22 protein-coding genes and 1 pseudogene are annotated in these 25,794 nt (G+C 69.7%); 9 read left to right on the top strand and 14 right to left on the bottom strand.

All coding sequences use genetic code 11. The features are described from left to right. Nucleotides 1-234: 234 nt before the first annotated feature. Both CRV15_RS35360 and CRV15_RS37270 read right to left on the bottom strand, forming a co-directional pair. The gene (locus CRV15_RS35360; protein WP_003952715.1) at nt 235-681 is read right to left on the bottom strand and encodes a peptidase inhibitor family I36 protein; all 447 of its coding nucleotides are present in this window, start codon (nt 679-681) and stop codon (nt 235-237) included. Between the two features lie 707 nt (nt 682-1,388). Further along, entirely contained in the window at nt 1,389-1,664 is a 276-nt protein-coding gene (locus CRV15_RS37270; RefSeq protein ID WP_009999673.1) for an alpha/beta hydrolase, read from the bottom strand. Between the two features lie 417 nt (nt 1,665-2,081). Between CRV15_RS37270 and CRV15_RS35345 the strand changes: the two genes are divergently transcribed. Next, complete coding sequence (locus CRV15_RS35345) at nt 2,082-2,384, top strand: carbohydrate-binding module family 14 protein (RefSeq protein WP_009999672.1); 303 nt, start codon at nt 2,082-2,084, stop codon at nt 2,382-2,384. Nucleotides 2,385-2,494: 110 nt separating this feature from the next. On the opposite strand, the gene CRV15_RS35340 is transcribed toward CRV15_RS35345, so the two are convergent. Further along, nucleotides 2,495-3,079 (bottom strand): hypothetical protein, encoded by a 585-nt coding sequence (locus tag CRV15_RS35340; protein ID WP_009999671.1) that lies wholly within the window; start codon nt 3,077-3,079, stop codon nt 2,495-2,497. A gap of 649 nt (nt 3,080-3,728) precedes the next feature. On the opposite strand from CRV15_RS35340, the gene CRV15_RS35335 reads away from it, so the two are divergent. The 5 genes from CRV15_RS35335 (at nt 3,729) to CRV15_RS35315 (ending at nt 6,566) form a co-directional block, all read left to right on the top strand. Next, nucleotides 3,729-4,223, top strand: a complete 495-nt coding sequence (locus CRV15_RS35335) for a hypothetical protein (protein ID WP_009999670.1) — start codon at nt 3,729-3,731, stop codon at nt 4,221-4,223. Further along, entirely contained in the window at nt 4,211-4,837 is a 627-nt protein-coding gene (locus tag CRV15_RS35330; protein WP_230864279.1) for a hypothetical protein, read from the top strand. The genes CRV15_RS35335 and CRV15_RS35330 overlap by 13 nt, the downstream gene beginning before the upstream one ends. Then, nucleotides 4,834-5,265, top strand: coding sequence for a peptidase inhibitor family I36 protein (locus tag CRV15_RS35325; protein WP_003952708.1), 432 nt, complete (start codon nt 4,834-4,836; stop codon nt 5,263-5,265). The genes CRV15_RS35330 and CRV15_RS35325 overlap by 4 nt, the downstream gene beginning before the upstream one ends. Before the next feature lie 44 nt (nt 5,266-5,309). Next, nucleotides 5,310-5,750, top strand: a complete 441-nt coding sequence (locus CRV15_RS35320; RefSeq protein WP_003963730.1) for an Ig-like domain-containing protein — start codon at nt 5,310-5,312, stop codon at nt 5,748-5,750. A gap of 396 nt (nt 5,751-6,146) precedes the next feature. Beyond that, nucleotides 6,147-6,566: a peptidase inhibitor family I36 protein gene (locus tag CRV15_RS35315; protein WP_003952706.1), complete on the top strand. Its 420-nt coding sequence runs from the start codon at nt 6,147-6,149 to the stop codon at nt 6,564-6,566. Between the two features lie 249 nt (nt 6,567-6,815). Here the strand turns inward: CRV15_RS35315 and CRV15_RS37265 are convergent, their stop codons facing one another. Next, nucleotides 6,816-7,256: a peptidase inhibitor family I36 protein gene (locus CRV15_RS37265; RefSeq protein ID WP_009999665.1), complete on the bottom strand. Its 441-nt coding sequence runs from the start codon at nt 7,254-7,256 to the stop codon at nt 6,816-6,818. Between the two features lie 470 nt (nt 7,257-7,726). Between CRV15_RS37265 and CRV15_RS35305 the strand changes: the two genes are divergently transcribed. The 3 genes from CRV15_RS35305 (at nt 7,727) to CRV15_RS35285 (ending at nt 11,992) form a co-directional block, all read left to right on the top strand. After that, nucleotides 7,727-8,572, top strand: a complete 846-nt coding sequence (locus CRV15_RS35305; RefSeq protein WP_003952704.1) for an SAM-dependent methyltransferase — start codon at nt 7,727-7,729, stop codon at nt 8,570-8,572. Between the two features lie 693 nt (nt 8,573-9,265). Further along, a complete protein-coding gene (locus CRV15_RS35290) occupies nt 9,266-10,684 on the top strand; it encodes a DEAD/DEAH box helicase (RefSeq protein ID WP_003952701.1) in 1,419 nt (472 codons plus the stop codon). A gap of 525 nt (nt 10,685-11,209) precedes the next feature. Continuing rightward, nucleotides 11,210-11,992, top strand: a complete 783-nt coding sequence (locus tag CRV15_RS35285) for an oxidoreductase (RefSeq protein ID WP_003952700.1) — start codon at nt 11,210-11,212, stop codon at nt 11,990-11,992. Between the two features lie 174 nt (nt 11,993-12,166). On the opposite strand, the gene CRV15_RS35280 is transcribed toward CRV15_RS35285, so the two are convergent. The 10 genes and pseudogenes from CRV15_RS35280 to CRV15_RS35225 form a co-directional block, all read right to left on the bottom strand. Next, a complete protein-coding gene (locus CRV15_RS35280; RefSeq protein WP_003963727.1) occupies nt 12,167-12,844 on the bottom strand; it encodes a DUF1214 domain-containing protein in 678 nt (225 codons plus the stop codon). Between the two features lie 122 nt (nt 12,845-12,966). Continuing rightward, a pseudogene (locus tag CRV15_RS35275) lies at nt 12,967-13,095 on the bottom strand (DUF1254 domain-containing protein); the annotation flags it as partial. A 37-nt stretch (nt 13,096-13,132) separates the two neighbouring features. After that, nucleotides 13,133-14,467: a DUF1214 domain-containing protein gene (locus tag CRV15_RS35270; protein ID WP_003952698.1), complete on the bottom strand. Its 1,335-nt coding sequence runs from the start codon at nt 14,465-14,467 to the stop codon at nt 13,133-13,135. A gap of 407 nt (nt 14,468-14,874) precedes the next feature. Continuing rightward, nucleotides 14,875-15,321, bottom strand: a complete 447-nt coding sequence (locus CRV15_RS35265; protein ID WP_003963726.1) for a peptidase inhibitor family I36 protein — start codon at nt 15,319-15,321, stop codon at nt 14,875-14,877. A gap of 328 nt (nt 15,322-15,649) precedes the next feature. After that, on the bottom strand, nt 15,650-16,885 hold the full coding sequence (locus CRV15_RS35260; RefSeq protein WP_003963724.1) for a questin oxidase family protein: 1,236 nt from the start codon (nt 16,883-16,885) through the stop codon (nt 15,650-15,652). Nucleotides 16,886-16,897: 12 nt separating this feature from the next. Further along, on the bottom strand, nt 16,898-17,860 hold the full coding sequence (cysK, locus tag CRV15_RS35255; protein WP_009999660.1) for a cysteine synthase A: 963 nt from the start codon (nt 17,858-17,860) through the stop codon (nt 16,898-16,900). A 22-nt stretch (nt 17,861-17,882) separates the two neighbouring features. Further along, nucleotides 17,883-18,530, bottom strand: a complete 648-nt coding sequence (gene epsC / locus CRV15_RS35250) for a serine O-acetyltransferase EpsC (RefSeq protein WP_003963723.1) — start codon at nt 18,528-18,530, stop codon at nt 17,883-17,885. Beyond that, nucleotides 18,530-19,435, bottom strand: coding sequence for a DMT family transporter (locus CRV15_RS35245; protein WP_003952691.1), 906 nt, complete (start codon nt 19,433-19,435; stop codon nt 18,530-18,532). Before CRV15_RS35245 ends, epsC begins: the two co-directional genes overlap by 1 nt. A 41-nt stretch (nt 19,436-19,476) precedes the next feature. Beyond that, entirely contained in the window at nt 19,477-23,550 is a 4,074-nt protein-coding gene (locus CRV15_RS35240; protein WP_003963722.1) for an amino acid adenylation domain-containing protein, read from the bottom strand. Between the two features lie 1,403 nt (nt 23,551-24,953). After that, nucleotides 24,954-25,769 carry a hypothetical protein gene (locus CRV15_RS35225; RefSeq protein ID WP_003963720.1) on the bottom strand — a complete coding sequence of 272 codons (816 nt, stop codon included), beginning with the start codon at nt 25,767-25,769 and terminating at the stop codon, nt 24,954-24,956. Nucleotides 25,770-25,794: the final 25 nt, after the last annotated feature.

Genomic DNA, 25,794 nt, shown 5'->3' with positions numbered 1-25,794 from the left:
CGACCGCTGTAACGGATGCACTGGATGGGGTGTACGAAGCTACTCGCGTTGATCGTCGCCGCTGCCGGCTCGCCCTGCTCAAGCCTCATGTGTGCTTGATGTGCCCGGCCGGGTCTTGAGGTGCTGTCCGTCATCCGCCGGGAGAGGGTGCCCCATGGTCGTGGAACGGCCGCGCGGTGGGCGACGGGGCGGAAAGGCCCGGCACCGGCCAGGGTGACCGGGACGGCGGCGGCGTCAGCACGTCTCCGGTGCCGTCGTCGTGAGTAGCACTGAACTCGCCTGGTCGTTGAACTCGTCGCCCAGCGCGGAGTACGCCCTTCTGGGGTAGGTCCAGAACATGCAGTCGACGTAGTTCGCGTCGCGGTACACAGTGACCCAGTAGTCGGTGTTGTTGTAGAGCGAGCTCATCTTGTCGTTCATGAAGTCACCGACATAGGGCACGCTGCCGGTCGTCGACAGCCGCCAGCCCCAGAAATTCTCGTCCTCCCAGAAGCAGAACTTGCCCCGGACGCAGTCCTTCATCCCCGATCTCTCCGACATCGGCGCCACCAACACCACCCGGCCCCCCGGACCCGACATCGCCACCGCCGGGGGCGCGGCGGCCATCGCGGTCAGCACACCGGCGGCGAGCATCGACAGAGCGGCGACCGCCCTGCTCCGAGCAGCCCTCTTGCACATCATGGGATCCTGTCCTCCGATCGGTGGTACACCAAGGCGACGAGTGAGAAGCCCTGCCCCGAAACCCGCACACCGAGACAGAGCGCCCTCACACCCCACCCTCACACCGGTCGCTGAAGGCAACCAGCACCCTGCCGGTACCGGAGTCCACCAGAACCAGGCAACACCAGCCACTCATTTCCAGGCACCCCGCAACCGCGCGTCATCCTCACGGTCGGCACCCGTTGCCGCGCTCCCCGCATCGAGACGGACTCCGGCCGCGGGCATCCTGCCGCCGGACACACCAGCCGGTACACCACTCCCCCGCTCCGAAACCCATCGCTGCCAGAGCCCGCGGCCTGACCGGCACAGCGGCCCACCCGCTCGGGCCCCGCCACCACTTCCGGTACCAGGGTGGCGTCGACCGGGTACAGGACCGAGGAGAGCGGTCACGGCCGTGAGTCACCTGAACGCACCCGCCACCGCCTCGGGTGAGGCGCGTGCCGCCGCCGGTCCTCCGGAGTACATCGGCGGTGTGCTGTACGAACACAGGCGCTACGGCGGCCGGTCCGCCATTCTCTCGATGGGCTCGAAGTGCCGCTCCGGCGGTTCCGCGCACGGGGCCGACCTACCGGGTCCGCGGACTGGGTCGGCCTGATCAACGACCACGCCACTTCCGTCTCCCTGCGGTAGAGCCCCTGTCCTGAGGCCCCACCCAGCGCCGGAACGGATCACGCGGCGGGGCCAGGCCGGCGCTGTGCGGGCTGTTCGCTGCCGCCGCAGGTGCCCCCGGCCGTCCGTCCGGTGCGGAAGAAGGTGACTGCCTTCTCGGCACAGGGCGATGAGGGCAGGGAGGCATGGCCGTTGTCCAGCATGGTCAGCAGGGTGCCACCGGTGGCGTCCCTGGCTTGTTCGGCCCATGCGTAGGGAGTGACGCCCTTGTAGAGGTGGCCGGACAGTTGGAGTGCGCTGGTGCCGTGCGCGGGCTTGGCGGCCGACGCGTTCAACGGCGATCGGGCGGTAGGGCCGGGTGCGGTCGGGTCCTGGAACTCGGCGGGGCCGGGGAACTGCCGGTAGATGGCGGCGAGCCCGACGCGGTCCCTATCGCGCTCGATGCCTGCCGAGTAGGCAGTGCGGACCGGGGTGTGCGGCAGGTCTGCCGGACGACGCCGGTCAGCGCGACGGGGAGGCAGCCGAAGGCAGGAGGGACAGCGTTCGCGGATCACGATGGCGCCCGGCAGGTTGCAGGGCCGTTTCCTGGTGCCGGGAAGCGTCGTTGAGCCGGTCGGGTGAACCCCGGCGGACCGATGGCGAACCGCCGACGGCCAGCCCGTATGTCTGGCAGGGCCGGACACGGCACCGGAGACGGGACGCCGTGGCGACGGGCCCGATCAGCTTTCGGACCACATGAGAAGAGGCAGCACATGCGCATGAAACCTGTCGCGAGCGTCGCCGTCCGGGCCACCCTGGCCCTGGCCGTACTCCTCGTCCCCCTGACCATGACCGCCCCCGCGGCCCATGCCAAGCCCAACCCCATCTGCGGAGGCGACTACTACGGTCCCTTCCCCGGGGACCGGACCAAGTTCTTCCAGTGCGACGACTTCGGCGCGTTCTTCGTCATGGACTGCGCGCCCGGCACGGAGTTCGACGACAGCCTCAACGTCTGCGTCTACGCCACACCCCGCCCAGGTGGGACAGTCCCGGCGGCGGCCCCACAAACCGGCTGATCAGCCCTGGGGCAGCGGTTGGGGACGACGGCCGTGTACGGCTTCTCCCCCAGTGGACGTGCCGCGCCCCCCCCGGGGCGGCGCGGCACGTCCGGGTGTGTGTGCCGGGCTCAGTCCGGGACGCACATGGCGAAGGACTGGATCTTGCCGAGGTCCATCCTGACGACCCAGGAGTTCGGCTTGGCGGCCGAGGGGCCGTTGGTGGCGACGGTGTCGGCATTGGCGCCGTTGCCGGTGTGGACGGGCTGGGAGTCGTAGCCTCCGCCGGTCAGCTGGGTGCGGGCCGGGCAGGTCGCGTAGACGGCCTGCTTGGCGGCGGACCAGGCGGAGGTGACGATGGTGGGCGGCGTCGCGGAGGCCTTGCTGCACATGGCGATCGCCTTGGCCCGGCCCAGGTCCATCTTGATCACCCAGCTGTTGGGCTTCGAGGCGGAGGGGGCGTTGGTGTTGACCGCGTCGGCCACGGCCCCGTTGCCCAGGTGCACGGGTTCGGAGTCGTAGCCGCCCCCGACGAGCTGGGTGCCCTGGGGACAGGTCGCCGTGATCGCGGTCTTCGCCGCCGACCAGTCGGTGATCACAACCACCGGGGCGTCGGCCTCGGCCACCGTCGCCGCTCCCGACGCACCCAGCAAGGCGGCGGAACAGGCCAGGACCGCCGGGACCGCCAGCGGACGACGCAGAGCACGCAGAACCATAACAACCTCCACTACAGTGGGGAGAGATCGAACAGCACGGTTCTACAGGCCGTTTGACGTTCACCGACCGGATGAGCAGGTAAACCACTCAAAGCGGTAGTGCTCCCCGCCGCAGCACGTTCCCCGCGCGACGGGCCCGCTGTTGGAAGGCCGCTCCTCTCGTCGCCGGGTCGGCGCGCTTGGGGCAGGGGCGGACAGCCTGCCGACGTGTGGAGGCGGGTGACGGAGTGTCGTGGAACACGGGTTCGTCATCTCCGGCACCGGCCGGTCGCCCGAACAGGTGGATAGACCAACTGATTCTTTGATTGTCGGTTCACGTCTGCTCTCATGCTGGATGTACGTACAAGGTCCGGTCCTGATCCAGTACTGCGGAGGCCAGGACGGACGTATCCGGCTCCGCTCGGTCCACGGCCGCAGGAGTCGGCCCAACCAGCCGCCAGATCCACCTCACCCATCCCCCGGTCCGCGCGACGGCGGAAGCCCCACCCCCCCCTGCGCCGGACGAACATCGGCAGACACCCCGGCGCCCGCCCCGACGCGGCGGGCATCCCTCCGATCCGTTTCGCCCCCTTCTCGGCGCACCGGCGTTCCGGGCATCCGCCGTACCCGCCCTCGTGTGCCGACCCCTCACTCATGGAGGAGATCACTCATGTCCCGTTGGCTGTCCGTCATGCGGACACGCTATGGCGGCCGTCCGGTGGCCGCCCTGCTCATGGCGCTGCTCGGTGTCACCACTCTGAGCACGGCCACCACAGCCACGGCCGCCCCCCAGGCCCCGGCCGCCGCGCCGAGCTGTGTCAAGGCGCTGCGCACCATCGCGGCGACCGGCGGCGATATCCGGCTCTGCCAACTCACCGGTCAGAAGGGCTTGTACCTGTCCTTCGTCAACACCGGTCGGCTGGCCCGGGATCTGTCGGCCGTCGTCTACGACTGCCAGGGCAAGTCCGGTACGGACCAGTCGGAAGCGCTGTGCCGCAAGTCGATCCGGGGCACGTACGACATCATCTGGCGCCAGGTGGAGCCGGGCGAGACCGCCGAGGTCACTCTTCCGAAACTGGCGCCGCAGTCCCATCTGTACTGGACCCAGGACGCGCCCACCGCGGCCACGAATCTGAAGTGGGAGAAGGCAGCATGGATGTACTGAGCATGCGGTCCACGCGCCGACCGCGGATGATCCGCAGGAGTGGGGCGGCGGCGCTCGCCGGTGCCCTGGCCGCGGGGTTGCTGACCGTGGCGTCGGCCGGACCGGCGGCGGCCGACCCGGGGAACGTCGCGTGCGACGGCCAGTGGCACTTCGTCCAGACCCAGGCCCCGGAGCAGGAGCGGGTCATCGCCGAGCGGTTCACGTTCGACAACCGTCTGAGCAGGACTCCGAAGAAGTACACCGAGCGCACCAAGACGACCACGACCAGTTCCTTCTCCCACTCGGTCGAAATCGGCGTGGAGGTCACCACCGGCTTCAACGCCTTCGCCGCGAGCATGTCGGCGGCTCTGAAGACGAAGTACGGCTTCACCACCACCTTCCAGAACAGCGTCGAACGGCAGACCGAGGTCGAGTACAGCGTCGGGGCCTACGAGGGCTACACCGTCTACATCGGCATCGAGAACATGAAGGTCCGGGGCTACTACGAGCGCATCTTCGGCTGCGACACCAACGCCCCCAGGTACCAGCAGGTCGGCCCGGTCACCGTCTCGGTGCCCGGCACCGGCAAGGTGGTCTGGTCCGAGGACCTTCCGGCCAAGGGGGCAGCCAAGTGACCGCGTTCTCCGCTCCGTTCCGCCGCCCGGGGCTCGCCCTGGCCGCGCTGGTGTCGGCCGTCGCCGCCGTGCTGACGGTCCCGGCCGCCCCGGCCGCCGCCGCGACGTCCAACCCGCCGGGCGTCCATATCCTCGGCGACTCGGGGGACGCCCCGCCCTGCCCCACCGGCTGGCTCTGCGTCTTCAACGCCGACACCTACAGGTCCGTCGCCTGGGCCGCGCTGCCGGGCACCGAGATCCCCGACACCAGCGAGCTGAGCACCACCTACGGCTACCGCCTCTACGGCGCCCTGTCGGCGGTCAACAACACCAGCCTGGACTACTGCGCCTACCCGCAGGTCAACTACGGCGGCACCCAGACGAGGATCGCGGCGGGCGGCAGAATCCCCACCACCAGGGACGCGCTGTACTCGTTCCGCCCGTGCTGAACGGCCCCACCTCCCTCGCACGCACTCCTCGGAGAGAGGCACCCATGATTCCGACCATCCGCAGGCGCGCGGGCACCGCCCTCGCCGCCATCGCCCTTCTCGCGGCAGGCGCGGCTCTCGTCCCCGCCCCTGCCGCCGCCACCGGGACCCCGGCCGCCGCCGAGCGGTCGGCACCGGCCGTCACCTATCTGCGGGCCGTGGCCGGTGACGAACAGACCGTCTCCACCGGACGGCAGGTCCCCCAGGCCCTGACCGTGAAGGCCATGGACGGCTCGTTCCAGCCGGTGCGGGACGTCCCCGTCACCTTCACCACCCCGGGCGAACTCACCTTTCCCGGCGGCGCCACCACCGCGACCGTACGCACCGGCGCCGACGGGACCGCCCAGGCCCCGGCCCTGACCGCAGGCCCCGCCGCCGGACGGTTCCTGGTCACGGCCGTCGTCGACCGCAACGCACAGACCGCCTTCGAGATCACCGTCTCCTGACCGCCCGGTACCCGTCGTCTCCCGGTGTCCCCGCCCTGCTCCACGGGCGGGGACACCGCTGTCTGCCCGAAAGCCGACGGAGATCCACAGGGTGCCTGCGTGCCGCCGAAGCCAGGGCTGGAGTGGCCGTAGGAAGCGATGCCGGGGTCTCCCGGGGCCTTGTCCGAGGTGCCGGCCTCCGTGCGCAGATGTCGGCAGACCTCGACGGTGAGACGGTGAGACACCAGGACAACACTGCGTAAGGGCTGCTATCCGCACTCGTATCTTACGGATGGAGAGGTCGGCCACCGCCCTGCGGACTGAGTGGCCCGGATATCGAACCCGTAGCCGTTCGGCCCCGTAGAGAGAGATGGCAGCACCTGCCACAGACACGGAACCGACGAAAGGATCTCCCCCATGCGACAGATCACGCGCCGCACCCCGCGACGGAACACCCGGCGCAGCACCCGTTTACGCCTGGCGGCCATCACGGGCGCCTTCGCGGCCGCCTTCGCCGCCGGAACCGTCCAGGCCCCAGTGGCCGCGGCGGACCCCTCCATCTGCCGGGCCGTCTGGTTCTGCGTCTGGTCCGACGCCAACCAGGAAGGCGCGTACCTCATGTCGAAGGGGAACGTGTCCTACGTCGGCACGGACTTCAACGACAAGGCCAGCTCGTACTGGAACCGCACCAGCTGGTACGTCAACTTCTACTACGACGCCAACTACGGCGGCGGCTGCATGCTGTCCATCCCGCCGGGCGGGTCCTCCACCCTGCTCCCCGGAAACCTCAACGACAGAATGTCCTCCTACATCATCAACCCCACCCCCGCCTGCTGAAGCCTGCCCTCCAAGACCGCATCCAGGGCGGGAATGAGCGGCGACAGCCATCCGCTGTGGCGGGACCTGCGGGTCCCGCCACGGCCGGGGGCCGGGGCCGGGCAGGCAGGTGTCCGGGAACGAGGTCACCGATTCCGGGTTCGAGTTCGTTCCCTGCGAGGACAGGCATGGCCAGGTGGTGGTCTCCTCGACGGCGATCCCCGGAGGCCGCGCGGGAGCCCGTTGGGGCTGCCGCCTCTGAAGGAATTCCTAGCAGACGCGTTCGCGGGAGAACCCGATGGACGATGTCTGATCGTTGACATGTGCAGGAACGACCGTCGCACTGTCCTGAGGGCCGATCGAGCCCATCAGACAACCGCCCTGGAAGTGGATGTCGCGGTACAGGGTGACCCAACTGCCCGTACGGTTCCAGTACGAACTGCCCCTGTCGTTCATATAGGAGCTCACCTGGGGGATGCTGACCACCGCGGCGAGCATGACGCCGTCGTAGTCCGCGTGCTCCCAGAGGCAGAAGTTCGACTGCGGGCAGAGATACGGATTCCCGGCGGCGGCCTGCGGCGCGGTCACCACTCCCATGGACAGGGTGGCGGCGAGCGCGGCCCCGAGGACCGCCGACCTGACCCGGACGGCCCGTCGGCGGCCGGTCCGCCGCCGGGGGCTTCCCTCTGTGCTGTGCGCTGGGTACGACATGGGCGCATATCCTCTCGTCGGCCGCGTCGGTCGTGCTCCGGCTGGGGGGAGCGGGTCGGCCTCGCAGCGGCCGGGTGCCACCTTCCCCCGGCGCAGCGCGGTCAGCCAGGGTCCGCTCGTACCCGGGTCGCCCGGAACCAGGGAATTCACGCCATACGGATGCCGCGGGGGGTCTGTGGAGTCGCAACGGCCGGGGCCGGTGGTGCAGCGGCCGGACCCGGATTCGGGATACACGGTGAACGCGTCGAACGTCTGGACCGACTCCCCGCTCTGCCGCTCCACTCCGTCGCCGTGCTGGTGCTGCGCGTCGCACGAACGAGTGGGATCTGCCCGTTACCGGCTATCACGGCTGTATGCGGCGCCTGCACGGATCTAGAGTCCACTGACCACATCCGGCCCCTTTCGCCACGCAGCGGCACCGCCGTGCCGCGCTGCCCGTCCCCCCGTCGAGACCGACAGTGAGGTGCCCCATGTCCGGTGCGACGCCCGATGAGCCCGTGCCCGTGCCCGTGCCCGCGTCCGTTGACACGACAAAGCCCAGTATCGCCAGGGTGTACGACGCCTTCCTCAACGGCAAGGACAACTACGAGGTCGACCGCGCGGTGGTCCGGGGCGTGCAGAAAGTCGCGCCGGAGGCTGCGGACCTGGCCGTCGAGAACCGCGCCTTCCTGATCCGCGTCTGCCGGTTCCTGGCCCGGCAGACAGGCGTCACCCAGTACCTGGACTGCGGATCGGGGCTGCCGACCGCGGAGAACACCCACCAGGTGGTGCAGCGGATCAACCCGGAGTCGCGGGTCGTCTACGTGGACAACGACCCCACGGTCCTGGCCCACAGCCGGGCGCTGCTGGAGGACAGCGAGAACACCTTCTTCGTCTCCGAGGACATCTTCGAGCCGGAGACACTGCTGATGAACGAGGTCGTACGGTCCGAGCTCGACTGGAACCAGCCGATCGCCCTGCTGCACCTGGGCACGCTGCACCACTACAACGGCGAGGACACACGCTCCCGCAAGGACATCGTGCGCGCCTGCACCGACGCGCTGCCGTCCGGCTCCTACGTGGCGATCAGCCACTTCCTCGACCCGGAGGACGAGTACAGCGACACCGCCCGGAAGATGGAGGACATGTTCCTGCACAGCATGCTGGGCAGTGGCACCTTCTCCACGAGGGACGAACTGCTGGAGTTGTTCAACGGCCTGGACCTGGTCGACCCGGGTCTGGTGCGGTGCGCCGACTGGTGGCCGGACGGACCGCAGCTCAAGCCGCTGAACGCAGCCCAGCGGTGCATCGCCGGTGCCGTCGCGCGAAAGCCATGAACCCCGCCCATGCGGCGCGGAGCGGCAGGCCCGCCGCGATCCCGAAGATCATCACCCCCGCCGGGCGGGCCGCGGCCGGGTCCGCGAGGCAGGCGCGGGCGCCGTCGAACCCTCCGGTGTGCTCGTCCGTCGTCCAGGAGCACGGCGAGCCCGCCGTGCAGGGTACCGGCGCGGGTACGAGGCCGGCGGCGATGCGGCAGAACACCGACGCGGCGAGCCTGGAGCCGGCCGGTCCCCGGGCCGCGCGGCCGGCCGTCCGCCACGTCCCCGCGGCCCGGGGGGAACGGCCAGGCGGACGCGTCACCCGGCTCGGACACCGGATCAGCTCGCCCGCGGGCCCGACCACGGACGCCGTCCGTGCCCGAGCGGCAGGCCGAAGGCCGTCGATCATGTCCCTCCCGCAGTGCAGTCAGGTGGTTGTGCAGTGCGTGGCCTGTGCGTTCCACAGGGTGACGTAGGCCCCGTTCTGGTGGATCAGCCGGTGGTGGTCGCCCTCATCCGCGAGGTGTCCGTGGTCGAGGACGACGGTGCGATCGGCGCTCCGGGGCGGGGAGGTGGTTCCAGCGGATCGGGGGACGGCGGGCGCGAGGCCCGCGCTGGTAAAATCGGGGCACGCTCGCAGACAGCCTGGGCCTGTGCCGGACAAGGTACGGGCCCTGGTCCGTACAGGGCACCAAAACGAGGATGGACCCCATGAACGCGAAGCAGCCGACCTCCGGCCGCTCCGGACCCGGCAGGCAGGACCAGGAGAGGGCCCTCCGGGGCGAGCTCTCGGTACCGGGGACACCGACGCCCGGCCTCCCACCGGCCGGGTCCTTCGCGGAGCTGGGACTGCCGGTCGAGCTGATGGGAACGCTGACGCGGCTCGGCGTACGGGACCCCTTCCCGATCCAGGCGGCCACCCTGCCGAGCGCACTGGCAGGCCGGGACATCCTCGGCCGCGCACGGACCGGCTCGGGAAAGACGCTCGCCTTCGGGCTGGCACTCCTCGCCCGTACCGCGGGCCTGCGCGCCGAGGCGAAGCGCCCTCTCGCGCTGGTCCTGGTGCCGACACGGGAACTCGCGCAGCAGGTGAGCGAGGCGCTGGCTCCCTACGCGGAGGCGCTCGGGCTGCGGACGGCGACCGTGGTCGGCGGGCTGGCGATCAACCGGCAGGTGGCGGCGCTCCGGGCCGGTGCCGAGGTCGTGGTGGCGACGCCGGGACGGCTGGCCGATCTTGTCGCCCGGCGGGACTGCCATCTGGACCGGGTGCGGATCGCGGTGCTGGACGAGGCGGACCAGATGTGCGACATGGGATTCCTGCCGCAGGTTTCGGAGGCGCTGGACCGGATGCCTCCGGGCGGGCAGCGGCTGCTGTTCTCCGCGACGCTCGACCGCAACGTCGATCACCTGGTCAGGCACTATCTGACGGAGCCGGTACCGGCCACGGTCGACCGGGCGGAGGGCTCGGTCGCGACGTTGGAGCACCATGTGCTGAACGTCCATCCCGCCGACAAGTACGCGACAGCCACCGAGATCGCGGCCCGGGACGGGCGGGTGCTGATGTTCCTGGACACCAAGCACGGTGTGGACCAGTTCACCCGCCATCTGCGGAGCAGTGGCATACAGGCGGGTGCTCTGCACAGCGGGAAGTCGCAGCCGCAGCGCACGCACACGCTGGCCCGGTTCAAGGACGGCGGGCTCACGGTGCTGGTGGCCACCAACGTCGCCGCCCGTGGCATCCACATCGAGCACCTCGACCTCGTGGTCAACGTCGATCCGCCCGCCGACGCCAAGGACTACCTCCACCGCGGCGGGCGCACCGCGCGTGCCGGGGAGTCCGGCAGCGTGGTCACGCTGGTCACGCCCGGCCAGCGCCGGGACGTGAACCGGATGATGTCGGACGCCGGTATCCGGCCCACGGTCACCCAGGTTCGCTCCGGCGAGGAGAAACTGACCAGCATCACGGGCGCGAAGCGGCCTCCGGTCCAGGACCGGACGAAGACCGGCAACGCGGCGTTCCGGGGTCTGGGCACCCAGACGGGCCGCCCGCCGAAGGAATCCCGCAAGGCCGCGGAGGCCCGCAGGATGGCGGAGGCCCGCAAGGCCAGCCGAGTGCGCAAGGCCCGCTGACGGGCGGTACGGGCGGTATACGCCGCGGTGGTCGGGAGACGGGGAGGGGTATCCACAGTCTCTCTTCGATCAGTCTCGGCAGGGAGGCAGGCTCCGTGTAAGCGGAGGAGCGTCGGGGGGGTCCGCGGCCTGCTCGAAGAGGCGATGCGCAGCCGCTGACGATACCGGCGTTACCCTGCCTCCCTGCCTCCCTTGTTGCCGGGCCCACCGGCTGTGTCGCCATGGCTGCCGGAAACGGCAGCCGCGGCAACGAGCCTGCCGTCCGATGTGTTCCCGCCCGTACCGGGTCACCGTCCGGGCGCTGAACGAGGACGGCCGGCGGATCACGTTCGGACGCGATGTCGCAGTCCTGGGAGCCCTGCTGCCGGAACGGTTGCGGGGCCCCGCCTCTCCTGCGGGCGTCGCGGAGTCCGCGATGGACTTTTCGGTTGCCGGGCGCGAAGATCGGCCTGCACCGAACTGCGGCCCGTCTTGCCTGAAGTACCCCTCCTCATCACGTGTTCACCGTTCGAGAATCGGAGTCCCGTGGATCTCAACCTCGCCTCGAAGACAGCGGTCGTCACAGGTGCCGGCCGGGGCATCGGACTCGCCACCGTCCGGGCCCTGACCGCCGAAGGCGTCCGCGTCGTCGGTGCCGCCCGCACCATCACCCCCGAACTCCAGGAGACCGGCGCGCACACCGTGTCGGCCGACCTGAGCACCCCCGAAGGCGTCGCCACCCTGATCAGCGGCGCCCTCGACACACTGGGCGGCATCGATCTTCTGGTGAACAACGTCGGCGGCGGGGACGGCCTGGCGCCCGTCGGCTTCCTGGACAGCGACGACGCCCACTGGACCGGCATCCTCGACCTCAACCTGCTGAGCGCCGTCCGCGCCACCCGCGCCGCGCTGCCCAGCCTGATCGAACGCCGCGGGTCGATCGTCAACGTCTCGTCCATCAGCGCCCGGGAGCCCACCGACGGCCTGGTCGCCTACAGCGCGGCCAAGGCGGCCCTCACCTCGCTGGGGAAGGCCCTGGCCCGGGAGTTCGGCCCCCAGGGTGTACGGGTGAACACCGTCTCCCCCGGCGCGGTCAACACCTTCATCTGGGCGTCCCCCGACGCCCTGGGCGGCGCGGTCGCGGCACAGTCCGGGCTCGACCACGCCACCTTCTTCCAGCGGCTGCCCCAGGACTTCGGCATCGCCACCGGCCGTATCACCGAACCTGAGGAAGTCGCGGCCCTGATCGTCTTCCTCCTCTCCGACGCCGCCGGAAACCTCACCGGCGCGGACCACCTCATCGACGGCGGCGCGCTCACGGCGCTCTGAACCGGGGAGCCCGAATCTCCCGCGTCCTCCCGGCCGTTCCGCCCGTCGGCGCGCCCGCTGGACCAGGCCCGGTTCCCGGAGCGCCCTCGTCGACACGACCCGCGCCGCCCTCGCGGCACGGCTCCCGGAACTCCTGCCCTGCGAGGCGGAGATCTCTCAGTTCCTCGCCGACCCCTACGGACTCACCGACTGAGCCCCGTCCGCTCCGGGACCGGTGGCCGCAGTCGTTCCCGGCGCACCGGTGCGGCTTGTGCCGGTGGCCGGGGTGAGAGGCGGGGGTGTCCAGATGGCCGTCGGGATGATCTGGTCCGCCTGCGGTGCGTAGAGGCGCAGCATCAGGGTGAAGGTTCCGGTGCTGTTGATGGGCAGCCAGTTGGCGGTGGGTACGGAGTCCGCGGGCTTCTCGTACTGGATGTGGAGCGTGAGGGAGCCGTCGGCGTTCGGGACGGGTGTGGGGGTGCGGTGGCCGATGGAGTAGACGCCGGGGGTGTTGGTGATGAGGAAGCCCTGTTCGTCGTAGGCGGTGAGGGACCAGAAGGCGTTGACGGGCGGGAGCTGGTCGGCGGGGAAGGCGAGGGTGTGGGGGCCGGCGTCCGCCGATGCGGCCGTGGAGGGGTAGAGGGCGTCGTTCGGGAGGTTGGCGCCGAGGGCGGTGAGGGCGATGTAGGCGCGTTGGCCGTAGTCGGTGCCGTAGGTGCCGATGTCGGTGGTGGTGAGGTTCCAGCCGTTGGTCGTGGGGGGCTGGGTCCAGGTGGCGATGGTGTTCTGGCCGGTGGTGACGGCGTCCGGGGGGCTGGGCGGGGTGGCGGTGAGGAGGGTCTTGAGACGGGTGAAGAAGGCGGGGCCGTCCATGTCGGCGATCTGGTCGGCGGGCGCGGCGGTGGGAAGGTTCGGGTCGTAGGTGCCGTCCGGCGGGATGTAGCTGCTGGGGTGGGGTCCTGGACGGTGTTGGTCCAGAAGTCCAGCGTCTGCATCAGCCAGTACCGCGGGTGGGCCGGGTCGTCGTCCATGACGGGGACGGACAGCACCAGGGGTTCGGCGGTCAGGTCGAGCCACGCCTGGGAGTAGAGGGTGTCCAGGTTGAGGCGGACGACGATCTTCATGTCGGGGCCGAGGGCATGGACGAGGGCTCGGCGGTGTTCACAGGCGCTGGAGGTCGTCGAGGACCCAGGTCTTGTCGGTGTACGCCTGCTGGGGACCGTAGAGGCGGAACATGACCTCGAACGAGGCGGTGCCGAGGGTGGGGATCCAGTGGGTCTCGGGTACACCGGCCGGGGCGTCGGGGCCGATGTACAGGTCGACCGGGGCGGCCGGGTCGGCGTCCGGTTCGGCGAGGGAGGAGTAGCTGAGCCGGGGGGAGTTCTGGACGAAGGTGTGGGTGGTGGCGTCGTAGACGGTGAGTGACCAGTACTGGGCGACGGGAACGTTCCCGGGGACGGTGAGCCGGTAGTTCTTGGTGCCGTCCAAGCCCTGACCGCTCTGGTCGGCGATGGCCATCAGATAGGACTGGCCCTTGCCGAGGTGGCGGGAGGAGAAGAAGGCGAAGGTGTAGGCCAGGCCGCGGTCGTCGACCGGGTACGCGCCGGGGACACTGAATCCGTTCGCCGTGGAGGTGATCAAGTCGGGCATGGCGGGCATGGTCCAGTGCGTGCCGGGCCAGTACGGGGCCTCGAAGAGAGCCTGGTAGCGCTCGTCCAGCCAGGTTTTCGCGTCGCCGATCCCGGCGGTGAGGGCGTCCAGGGTCGCCCGGTCGGGGGCGTAGGTCTGGCCCCGGCTGATGCCGAGGGACGCGAGCTGGTCGATCATGGAACGGTCCCGTTCCAGCCAGGGCTCGGCCTGCACCACGGTGTTGAGGGTCTCGAAGAACGACGCGTCGTAGCGGATCGCCGCGTCATAGGGTCTGTCGAGCCCATCCACCCGGACCGTCGTCCCGGTGACACCGTCCGGGGTGTACGGGTACAGGGCGATCTTCTCGGCGTACGCGACGGCGTCAGCGATCTCGCTGTCGCTCTGGCCTGCCGGGATGGAGCGAAGGAGCGCGTAGCCCCGGTAGGTGTCGCTCTGGAGCAGGGTGTAACCGAGGGGTACGGGGTCGGTGTACCCGGGCGGGAGGATGAGGTACTTGGCGCCTGCTCCGGCGTCGAGTCCGGCGGGGCCGACGTCCTCGATCGCGGCCTGCCAGTAGTTCATGACACTGCCGTTGATCTTGTGGGTGTCGTCGGCGGGCGGGATCTCCAGCACCACCGGTCCGTTCTCGGTGGTGAAGAACGGCATCAGATAGATCACGTCGGGGTTGGGGGTCAGGCTCTGGTTCCGCCAGTCCATCAGCCCCGGCCACCACAGGATCTGGTTCTCCCCGCCCATCCCCGCTCCGACGGCGGCGTCGTACATCAGCCGGTAGTTCACCGCCGGCATCCCCCACACCACCGCCTGAAACGCCCGCGCCCGCACCACCGACTCCTGGACGTCGCCCATGTTTCCTCCCCTTGATCCCGGTCCGTGCCTCGGGTCCCGTGCTCCCGCGCCCCACGTGCCCGTGTGCGCCGAACGCCGGTCGAGCCTGTGGCGGGGCTACCAACCGGACCGGCCACGACAAACCCGAACACCTGTCGAACTGGCGCCGCTCTGTCCGGTTCGCTACGGAACCGACACCAGATCACCGGAATCTTCACCATGACTGACCAGCGCCGCACCGCTCCGACGCACCGGCGCGCACCGGACCGACGGCCTGGGAGGCGATGGCGTGTTCCAGCCGGACAGGGACCGCCGACCATGTACCGGACGCTGAGGCGCACTCCGGGGACGGGCCCGCCGGACAGACAGGTCCGCCCCCGGACACCCGCCATCAGATCCGGGCCCACACCGCCGGGACGGCGGCGGCGTCAGCACATCCCCGACGAGTCCGTCATGAGCAGCAGTGAACTCGCCTTGTCGTTGTATTCGTCCGGCAGCCCCTCCGACCGACCCTTGGGCCAGGTCGAGAAGAGGCAGTCGACGTAGTTCGCGTCGCGGTACACATTGACCCAATAGTTGGTGTTGTTGTAGAACGACGTCATCTTGTCGTTCATGAAGTCACCGACATAGGACACACTGCCGGTCGTCGACAACCGCCAGCCCCAGAAGTCCCGGTCCTCCCAGAAGCAGAACTTGCCCGCGACGCAGTCCTTCATCCCCGATCTCTCCGACATCGGCGCCACCAGCGCCACCCGGCCCCCCGGACCCGACATCGCCACCGCCGGGGGCGCGGCGGCCATCGCGGTCAGCACACCGGCGGCGAGCATCGACAGAGCGGCGACCGCCCTGCTTCGAGCAGCCCTCTTGCACATCATGGGGATCTTGTCCTCCGATCGGTGGTACACCAAGGCGACGAGTGAGAAGCCCTGCCCCGAAACCTGCACACCGAGGCAGAGCGCCCTCACACCCCACCCTCACACCGGTCGCTGAAGGCAACCAGCGCCCTGCCGGTACCGGAGTCCACCAGAACCAGGCAACACCAGCCACCCGCTCAAGGACACGGGCAGCCGGGGACGGACCCCCCGGCTGCCCCACCCGGGCATGGGGCCGACGCGTGTCACCGAGCACGAGAACGGGAGCAGCACAGGCGCTCCATGCGTCCGCAGGGGCTCCGTGCGTCCGCTCCCCCGGCCTCGGTGGCCGTCACGCCGCCCTGAGCGCCTCGGGTGTCGGAGTGAAGTGACCGGCCGCAACACGGTAGACGGAGCGGCGGCGGCTCCTCTTCCAGACCCGTCGGAGCACATAGACCAGTTTGGGGTTGTGCTCCTCGACCTGGCCGATCGCCCGGGCGGCATTCCGTTCCCACTCTTCGTCCTTCGCCGTGTCCATGGCGCTGTCGAAGGATTTCTCGAAACGTGCGTGCAGCTCAGCCAGGTTCGTCCTGCTCGGAAACTCGGCGCGGGAGAAGAGGATGCCCAGGATTCCCGTCCAGTAGCAGGTGACGGCGTGTCGACGCTGGTCGTCGGGCAGACGGGCGGTGATCTCCTCCATCGCGTGGAGCGAGGTGATCAGATGGAGGGCGACGAAGTCTCCGGGCGTCGCCAGATACACCAGGGTGACGGCGTAGTACAACTGCTCCCAGATCTCGGAGTCGTCCCGCCCATCGGTCCAGGCGGGCGTCCGGTGGATCAACGGGTGTCCCTCGCCGAGTACTCGGGCGATCCGGTACTGGAGCCCCGCGAGGGCGGGATGTATGCCCGCGGTCGCGTCGGGGCTCGTGTCGGCCACCAGCGTTTCGGCCCACTGCCGAAGCGTCTCGTGATCGTCCTCCCACGCGCCCGCGACGCGCAGCAGCGAGTCCACCGCGCGCTCGTCCCCGAAGGGGTCGTCGAGCAGCGGGGCCGCCCGCTCCGGGTGGCACGAGACATAGGAGAAAGCCAGGTAGGCGAGGCCCTCGATGGCCATCCAGCGGTTTCCCGCGTCCAATGCCCAGCCCAGGTGGATGGTGGCGTGGGTGAAGGCACCGGCCCAGCCGGGCAGCAGCCTCGGCACATAGCGTCGCAGCAGCTCGTCGAGGCCGATCTCCCGCTCTCGCCGGTCGAAGAAGTCGCAGTAGTCCGCGAAGTGGAGGCGGGCGCCGACGAACTGCTCCCAGTTCTCCTCGGAGACGGCCTGCCGCGAGACCCTCGCCGGTTCCAGGGCGTAGCCGTAGGGCGTGAGCGAGGTGTAGGTGCGGTAGTACGCCTCGATCGTGTCCGGCGGTGCGCCGAGACCCGCCAGGGCGATGACCGCGTGTTTGGCGTGGTTGCTGAGGTGCCTGGCGGACGGCAGCAGCCTGTCGGCGGGGAACGCCGGACCGGTCAGGCCGGGGTCGCTGTTGAACTCGATGTAGTGGGTCCGGTCGTTCAGCAACCGGTCGACCACGGGGAGATCAGTCATGGTCACTCGGGCTCACTTCTCGCTCTTGTCGTCGTCGGCTTCCTGCAACCAGGACAGATAGCGCTCTCCGGTGTCCGGGAACAGCGTCACCAGCGTCTTCCCAGCGTGGTCCGGTCGCGCCACGAGTGTCCGGCAGGCGTGCGCGGCAGCCCCGGAGGAGACGCCGACCAGCAGGCCGGCGGTGCGTGCGAGTCCCCGGGCGGCGGCGAAGGCGTCGTCGTCGGAGACGGTGAGCACCTCGTCTATCACGTCGGCGTCGGTGGTCGGTGCGACGAAGCCGCCGTTGAGGCCGGGAATGCGGTGGAGCCCGCCCCAGCCCTGGCTGAGCACCGGTGAGCGCTCCGGCTCAACCGCCACCACCCGGACCGCGGGGTTCTGCTCCTTGAGGTAGCGGGCGGTGCCGGACAGGGTTCCGCCGGTGCCGACGCCGCAGACCAGCACATCGACGGTTCCGTCGGTGTCGCGCCAGATCTCCGGTCCCGTGGTGGCGTAGTGCGCCCGGGTGTTGTCGGGGTTCTCGTGCTGGCAGGCGAACCAGGAGCCGGGCCGCTCGCGGTGGATCTGCTCGGCCTTCTCGATCGCGGCCACATACCCCTGCTCGTGCGGGGTCCTGACGATCTCCGCGCCGAACGCGCGCAGGAGCTGGACCCGTTCGCTGGTCGCGTTGTCCGGCAGTACGATCACACACCGGTAGCCCCGGGCCGCGCACAGCGCGGCCAGCGAGATGCCGGTGTTGCCGGAGGTCGCCTCCACGACGGTGCCCTCGCCCCGGCGCAGCAGTCCGCGTTCCTCGGCGGCCTCGATCATCTGGAGGGCGACGCGGTCCTTGACGCTGGACAGCGGGTTCGCCATCTCCAGCTTGGCGTAGACGGTGGTGGTGCTGTCCGCGGCGCCGAGATCCAGCCGGACCATCGGGGTGCCGCCGATCAGGTGCTCCAGGGAGGCGGCCGGTGGCCGCTTGGTCGACGTCAGCACAGTGCCTCTTTCGGATGGTGGGTCACCAGGTGGGAAAGGTGACGGAGGTGTTGTCGTGGTCCCGGCGTGCCCTGTCGGCCGCGACGGGCGCACGACGCCGGTGGTTCTGGGTCCGGTGGGTGCGGCGGGGCCGGGGTTCGGCGATGGGCGCCAGGACTCTCGCGCCACTGGCCACGTCCCGGATGACCAGCGCCTGCGCGCCGATCACCGCGTCCGGGCCGACGGTGATCGCACCCAGCAGGGTGGCGTTGGCGCCGATCACCACCCGGTCGCCCACCTCGGGGTGCCTGCGTGTCCCCTCGGGCCGGCCCTGGTCGTGCCACCAGCCGACCGAGCCCAGCGTCACCTGGTGGAAGATGGTGACGTCGTCGCCGATGACCGCGGTCTCCCCGATCACCACACCGGTGCCGTGGTCGATGAGGAACCGGCGGCCTATCCGGGCGCCGGGGTGGATCTCGATCCCGCCCGAGACCACTCTGGCCACGGTGGACATCAGCCGGGCCGTCCGGCGCAGACCGCGCAGATGCGTCCGGTGCGCCACCCGGTAGCCCCAGATCGCCACCACCGCCGGGTGCAGCAGCGCCTCGGTGCGCGAGAGGATCGACGGGTCGCGCTCCCGGATCATGTCCAGGTCGGCCATCGCCGTGCGGTACAGCCCGCGGGCGCCCATCACGACGCCTCCGACAACGACGGGTCGCGGCGCAGTTGTTTGACGCGGTCCTCCGCGAATCCGACTCCGGCGAGGACGACCAGTCCGCCGAGGACCAGGTTCCAGGTCACCGGCTCGCCCAGCAGGAGCACACCGGCCACCACGGCGACGACGGGGACCACGTAGTTGACCGCGGACGCGGTGGTGGCACCCACATCACCGATGAGCCGGAAGTACAGCACATAGGCCAGGCCGGTGCTGAACACTCCGAGGCAGACGATGCTGGCGACGACCTTGCCCGACAGCTCCGGGGTGTGCCAGGTCAGGAACGGGGTGGCGATGGCCTGTAGCGCGGTGGCCGCGATGAGCTGCGACGCGGCCAGTGCCAGCGGGGCGATGCCCCGGGAGGAGAGGAACCGGCGCACATAGACGAACCCGCAGGCATAGCTGGCCGCTGCGCCGACGCACGCCAACTGCCCGCCGAGCGAACCGCCCGCGTCGGACCACGGCCCCATGACCAGCACCACACCGAGGAAGCCGACCACCAGGCCGATGGCCTTGCGCGGCGTGGCCCGCTCGGTGGACAGCGCCACGGTGGCCAGGGCCAGGGTGAGCAGCGGAGTGATACCGATCAGTACACCGGCGAGGCCGGCTCCGGTGGTCCGCTCACCGTAGGAGATCAGCAGGAACGGGATGACGTTGCCGAAGAGGGCGGCCACGGCCACATGGCCCCAGATCCTGGCGGAGCCGGGGAGGCGCACCTTGCGCACCGCGGCCGTCACCGCCAGTACGGCCGCCCCCAGAATCAGCCGGGAGAGCACGATCTGGTCGGGGGCCAGCCCGTCCAGGGAGACCTTGATCAGCATGAAGCTGCTGCCCCACAACAGGGCCAACAGGAAGAACCGGAGTACGGACGCGCCGCTCATCGCATCTCTCCCTCATGGATCATTGTTTCTCGTTCTCCTGCTCAGTAGTTCGGTGACTTGTGCAGTAACTCTTTCCGGCCGGCGATCTCCGGAACGTAGACGCGGTCGTTCCACACCTCCTTGTCGACCGGTTCCAGAGCGATCGAGACAACGCCCTCGTCGCAGTCGAACGCGGCCCTGACGGCCCTGGCCACCTCGGCGACCAGTTGGGACTGCCGTTCCTCGGAGAGTGCGTCCGAGAAATACTTGATGTTGATGTGCGGCATGGTGTCTCCCCCGTTGCCGTTTTGCAGGCGATCACGGATCGCTGTCACCAGTTCATCGACGTCCGGCTCCCTGAGCATGCCGTAGTGGTCGGCTTCCAGTTCGACCACACGCGGTCGGGCGACCGAATATCCCACGCTGTTCTCGATGAACGAGTAGTTGTCGCCGGTGGCTTTGAAGAGGGTGACGGGTGCGCTGATCCGCCGCGTCGCGAGCTCGTGGAACTCGTACGTGAAGGTGTAGGTGCGGTGCACCACCGCGGCGATCCGCTTCACCAGTTCGATGTCCAGATGCGGGAATGTGGCGCTGACGAACGCGGCGAAACTGTCGTCGTCGTGGGCGACGCGCAGGCATGCGCGCAGTTCCGGACCGGTGATACGGCCCGCGAAGACGGAGAACAGGATCGTCACATACGCCTGGTCCCGGTAGGCGAGGTCGACGCCGCCGGGGGCGTCGACCTCGGGCGAACCGGGCGCGATCAGGAACAGGTGCTCCACCCGCTCCCCGGCCCGTTCGAGCTGGTGGGCGGCCTCGAAAGCCACCCGTGCGCCGAAGGAGTAGCCCCACAGGGTGTAGGGCCCCTCCGGCTGACGCCGACGGATCTCCTCGATGTCCCGCGCGGCCATCTCCTGGAGGGTCGGGTAGATCTGTTCACCGGGGTTGATGCCGTGCGCCTGTAGTCCGTAGAACGGCCGGTCGAGGCCGGTGCGTCCGGCCAGGAGCCGCAGGTTCATCGGGTAGCCGCCCAGGCCGGGCCAGCAGTAGACGGGGTTCCCGGTGTCCGCGCCGTGCAGGGGGACCAGCCTCGATATCCCATCCGTGGCCCTCCCCCGTATTCGCAGTGCCAGCTTCTCGATGGTGGGCGCCTCGAACAGCGCCTGCAACGGGAGGGAGCTGCCGAGTTCCCGGTTGATCTTGTTGATCAGGCTGACCGCGATCAGCGAGTTGCCGCCGGAGGCGAAGAAGTCGTCGTGGATCGAGACCACGTCCCGCTTCATACCCGCCTTCCACAGCTCGGCCATCCGCCGCTCGATGGTGGTCCGCGGCGCGACGAACGGCCGGTCGTCATGGGTGAGGGCGCTCTCGGCCAACCCCTCCAGCGCCGCGTTGTCGATCTTTCCGTTCGCGGTGACGGGCAGCTTGTCCAGCACCACGACCCGGTTGGGGATCATGTAGTCGGGGAGGGTGCCCGCCAGGTCGTCCCTGATCAGCTCCGCCGGCCCCTTCATATGGACCGTGTCCTCCTTCATGTCCTCGGCCCGCTTCTGCTCGTCGCTGACCCGTCCGCCGACGAAGAAGTAGGACGGACCGCCCCGGAGTCCGGCACCGGTGAGCACGGTCTCCAGCCGTTTCGCCGACGGCAGGTCCGCGCCGGATTTCGAGCTGTACCCCGAGGACATGAAGCCGAGGTTCAGCTCGTTCATGGAGAGGTGTTGCAGCGCACGGCCGAGATCGACATAGCGCCTCCAGACCTGCTCGGTCCTGCTGATCACCGAGATCCCGAAGCGCGCCCGGTCGTAGACCTGCTGGTTGATGGCGATGACGTGCCTGCGCTGGATCAGCTCGCCGGAGACCGGCTCCAGCCCGCCCTCGTGGTAACGGTACTGACCGGCGGGCAGATCGGGGATTCCGCCCGGGTGGGCCTGCACATAGAGGTCCAGCGGGAGGTCCAGCGCGGTCGTGCACGGGCCGATCCCGAAGCTGCCCAGGTAGTGGTCCTCGGCGGCGCAGTCCAGGCTGTCCATGACGGCCGGTGTGTGGTCACTGTCGACGACGGTCAGGCCATGGCCGGGGAGAACCGCCTCGAACAGGCCGACCATATGGCCGGTCTCGATCTCCAGGACCTCCTGGATGTTGTTCCTGTAGACCGGCTCGATCGCCCGTCGCTTCCCCACGGAGTGGATCACGATCCGTGCCGCCGGGGCGGCGCCGCCCTTCGGGGTGATCAGCACCAGTTGATGGCGCACCGGGTGGTAGTAGTAGAAGCCCGGCGCCAGATCGCCGATCCGGTCCAGTTCCACATACAGCTGCGCGGCGTAGAGCGATCCCGGTGACGCGTAGCCGTATTTCGGGAGCAATCGCTGGTCGCTGGTGTGCTGACCGAAGTGGCGCAGGATCTCGCCCAGCTCCGTGAGGCCGACCGCGCCCACCTCGCGGGACCGCGCGCCGGTGAATCGTTCCGCCAGCAGTTCGAGGATGTCGGCCTTGGTCACCTCGCCGCCCTCGTAGAACCGGTAGGTCTTGCGGGCGAACGCCTGCCGCCGCTGCCGCGGCGTGGCCACGCCGCCCGGCAGCTCGACGACGGCCCTGCCGTCGATCTCCTCGGGGTCCCGGCACCCGCTGTTGGTCAGTTGGGCGCGCACCTGGAGCCTGCTGGACTTGGACTGGTGGTGCGCGCCGTGGTTGCCCTGGTCCATCAGGGCCGCTTCCCCGGGGTCGAGTTCGACCAGGGAGACGAGGTTCTGGAACCCGGTGCGCGGGTCGTCGCGGACCACCACCGCCGCGCTCCTGACCCAGTCGTGGTTCTCGATCGACACCCTGATCTCGTCCAGTTCGACCCGGAAACCCCGGAGCTTCACCTGATTGTCGAGGCGGCCGACGAACTGCACCGTGCCGTCGGCGTTCCGGTAGGCGAGATCACCGCTGCGGAACAGGCGGCCACCGGGTACGAACGGATCGCTGACGAATCGTTCCGCGGTCAGCTCCGGCCGCCGCAGATATCCGCGCGCCAGTTGGACGCCGCCGATGTACAGTTCGCCGGTCTCCCCCACCGCGGCCACGTTCCGTTGGTCGTCCAGGACGTGGTACCGCGTACCGGCCACCGGGGTACCGATCGAGATCGCGTCCGGACCGTTCCCGACGGCGGCCGGGTCGACGACATACGCCGAGGTGTTGATCGTGCATTCGGTCGGGCCGTACAGGTTGACCAGCTCGCAGTGGGGCAACACCTCGACACACTTCGCGGCGAGGCTCCTCGACAGCGCCTCACCGCCGCTGAGGATCTGCGTGAGGGAGGTGCACAGGGCGAACTCGTCCGTGCTCACGAGCGCCTGAAGCAGCGTGGGCACGCACTGCAACGCGGTGACGCCGTGGCGCACGATCGTCTCGATCAGCCGCTCGACGTCCCGGTACACACCGGGACCGCCCATCACGACCCTGCTGCCGCACGCGGGGGCCAGGATCTCCCACTGCGCCGCGTCGAAACTCATGGGTGTCTTCTGGAGCACGGTCGTCCCGCGGTTCACCCCGAGCCCGGAAGCCAGCCACTCCAACTGGTTGACGACACTCCGGTGTTCTATCATCACGCCTTTCGGCTTTCCTGTACTGCCTGAGGTGTAGATGACATAGGCCAGATGGTGCGGACGGAGGTCCAGGGGCCCGTACCCGCTTTCCCCGGTACGCCGTCGTGTGAATGCGTCCGCGTCGTCCGGGGTGATGATCCTGGTCCCTCGCGGAACGAGCCCGGCAAGGCGTTCCGCGAGTCCCCGCTGCGCGAGGATGACCTCTGTGCCGGAATCCTCGATCATGTAGCGCAGCCGCTCCTCGGGGTACTCCGGTGACAGGGGCAGATACGCGCCGCCGGAGAACAGGATTCCCCAGACACCTGTCATCAGTTCCGTCGACGGTTCGACAAACACGCCGACGCAGTCGTCCGGTTTCACACCGAGGTACCGCAGATACACGGCCAGTTCCGAGCCGTGCTCGACGAGTTCGCGAAAGGTGAGAGTCTCGTCGTCATGAACGACCGCTGTACCGTGCGGATGCCGGAGCGCCTGTTCCCGAAGCAGGTCAGGAAGGCATTTCCGGTCCGATACTTCTCTGGCGGATTGATTGAGCACTGTGGCGTGCATGGTCTCTCTTCTTCTGTGGAGATCAGCATGTTCCGGTGTGGGGGTCACTCAGAAGTACCTGGCGATCAGCGATTCACAGCGCAGGGCCGACCGGCACATCGCAGTGACGTGGTTCAGCACGTCACATCGGGCCGGAAATAAATTTCCCCGGGTCCGATAGAGACATCAAGGAGCCGGAAGGGAGCCGATCGCTGCTGCTTCCCCTGAGCACCCCGGCGAACCACACGGACGTGCGGTCCTTCCGGGCGCCGAGGCCGTAAGGACCCCGTCGCGCGGGCCGACTCGATCGGCCCTGACGCCGACAGGCGGGAACCCCGTCGGCGTGGACTGTGACCCGGCGGGAGGTCGTCGGACCTCGCCGGGGAGGTGCTGGACGTCGTCACAGCGGATGTTTCCGGACCGGGTACCCCGCACCGCGGGCCGAGCGGCGGACGCGCCCGCCGACGGTGCGGGCCCGGCGGCGTGCGCCGGCCGACGGCCGGTGCGTCAGCGGTGTCGGCGGTGTTCGGCGGTGTCGCCAGGCTCACTCGGCCAACGGCCCCGATGTCCTGGCTGGTACCGGTGGCCCTACGGGACCGGTCTGGTGACCCTCCGGCGCGGCAGCGGGCGGCCCGGAGTCGGCCTCCTGCGGCACCCGCCCGGTCTCCGGTCTCCGCCGGGAGCCACTGTCGGAGCCGTCCCTGAGGCAGGTGGCGCAGGTACCGTGAACGGTGAGGCGCCGTCACCGTTCACGGCGCGCACCGGCACGGCGGGCAACAGAACGGTGAGCCGGGCCACCATCGAGTTCAGGACGGCGAGTACGGCGGTGAGCCACCGTGACCGCGAGCGCGCGCTCGTGGTCCGCGGGGTCCCCCGGGTCTGTGGATGGTTCTCTCTGCTCACGATCAAGCCTCCCCCGTCGGCCCCGCTTCTTCCGTGGAGGTGTCCTGCTGCCGGGCTGGGCGGCGCACGGACGGTCCCCTGAGCGGTTGCCGCTCCTATCGGCCTGGGAGATGGCAGGTCGTGCTCAGGGGTTCAGCGCCCCGTCGATATCCGGCCCTTTCCTCCCACCCCGCGTTCCGCCACCGGCCTCACTCACTGACCAGGACGAACGGAGCCGTGGAGTCCGACAGGCACGCGCCCCGGCGGTCCGGCGCCATCAGCTCCGAGCCGTTCCGGAAGCGCCCTGCCTGGTGGTACGCCAGGTCGGCCCGAACTCCGCGGCATCGAGGCCACGTTGTCCTGATCAGGGCCCTCGGAGGGAAGGGGGAAAACGGAGCGGTGTGGCGGCGGCCTCCCGGGGGTACGGAGCCGGGCCGCACAGCCCGGCGTGCGGCCGGTCGGCAGTCGGAACCGATCACCGCACCACCCCGCAGGACGGACAAGCAGGCAGGACTGGCACCCGCCGCTTCCGGCGCATCACGCTAGGCCCTGCTGTTCCAGCTCTCCAGCAGTCCGATGAGCGCCGCCCGCGCCTCGGGGGCGTCGTTGCCGCCGCCCCGGGCGCGGGGGGCCAGTTCGACATGGAGGAAGGTCGACTGCCGGCGCTGGGCCTCCCTGCCCTGGACGTTGGTGACGCCCTCCAGCGGGCACTGGTCGGACCAGCCGCGGCAGACCCGCAGGCCGCTGTTCTCCATGAGGTCCGCCAGCAGGGTGGCCTCCCCGGGGGCGGTCTGCATCGCGCCCGTGGAGAGGATGGCGTCGTAGGGCCGCTTCGAGGACTCCGCGAAGCCGTGCAACTGCACACCCGGGACATTGCGCTTCTGCAGTTCGGTGACGACGGCGTGGAAGACGCTGTCCGTACGGTGGGCGACGTCCGCCGTGTCCCCCCGGCCGGCCGTGCGATGCGCCCCGGCGAGAACGAGGGCACCGCCCGGAGTGGACTCCAGGAGCCGGGACCCGAGGGCTTCGGTGTTGCGGTCGGTCACCGGATGCGGCACCTGGACGCTCCAGCGGACAGCGGCGTCGGCGTTGAGATAGAGCCGTCCCCAGCGTGCCGCCCGCCCGTCGGAGGAGCGGGCCGCGACCTCGTCGTACCGTCTGCCGGAATCGGTGTCGGTGAGCCGGGTCACCCGGAAACCCGCGTCACCGAGAACCTTTTCGGCCTTCCCCGCGTCACCATCGATGAGGTGTCCGACGCCGCGGGCGAGGTCTTCCCGCTGCTCCTCGTTGGGGGGCCGGTAACCGGAGCGACCCTCCGGGCGCCGGGCGTAGTCCAGTATCCGGTCATCGAGGTCCACGAGTTCGCGGGCCCGGGGAGCGTCG

This window comes from Streptomyces clavuligerus (assembly GCF_005519465.1).
Classification (GTDB): Bacteria; Actinomycetota; Actinomycetes; order Streptomycetales; family Streptomycetaceae; genus Streptomyces; species Streptomyces clavuligerus.
Note: the sequence above shows the minus strand (reverse complement) of the source record. Positions and strands in the feature narration are given on the sequence as shown.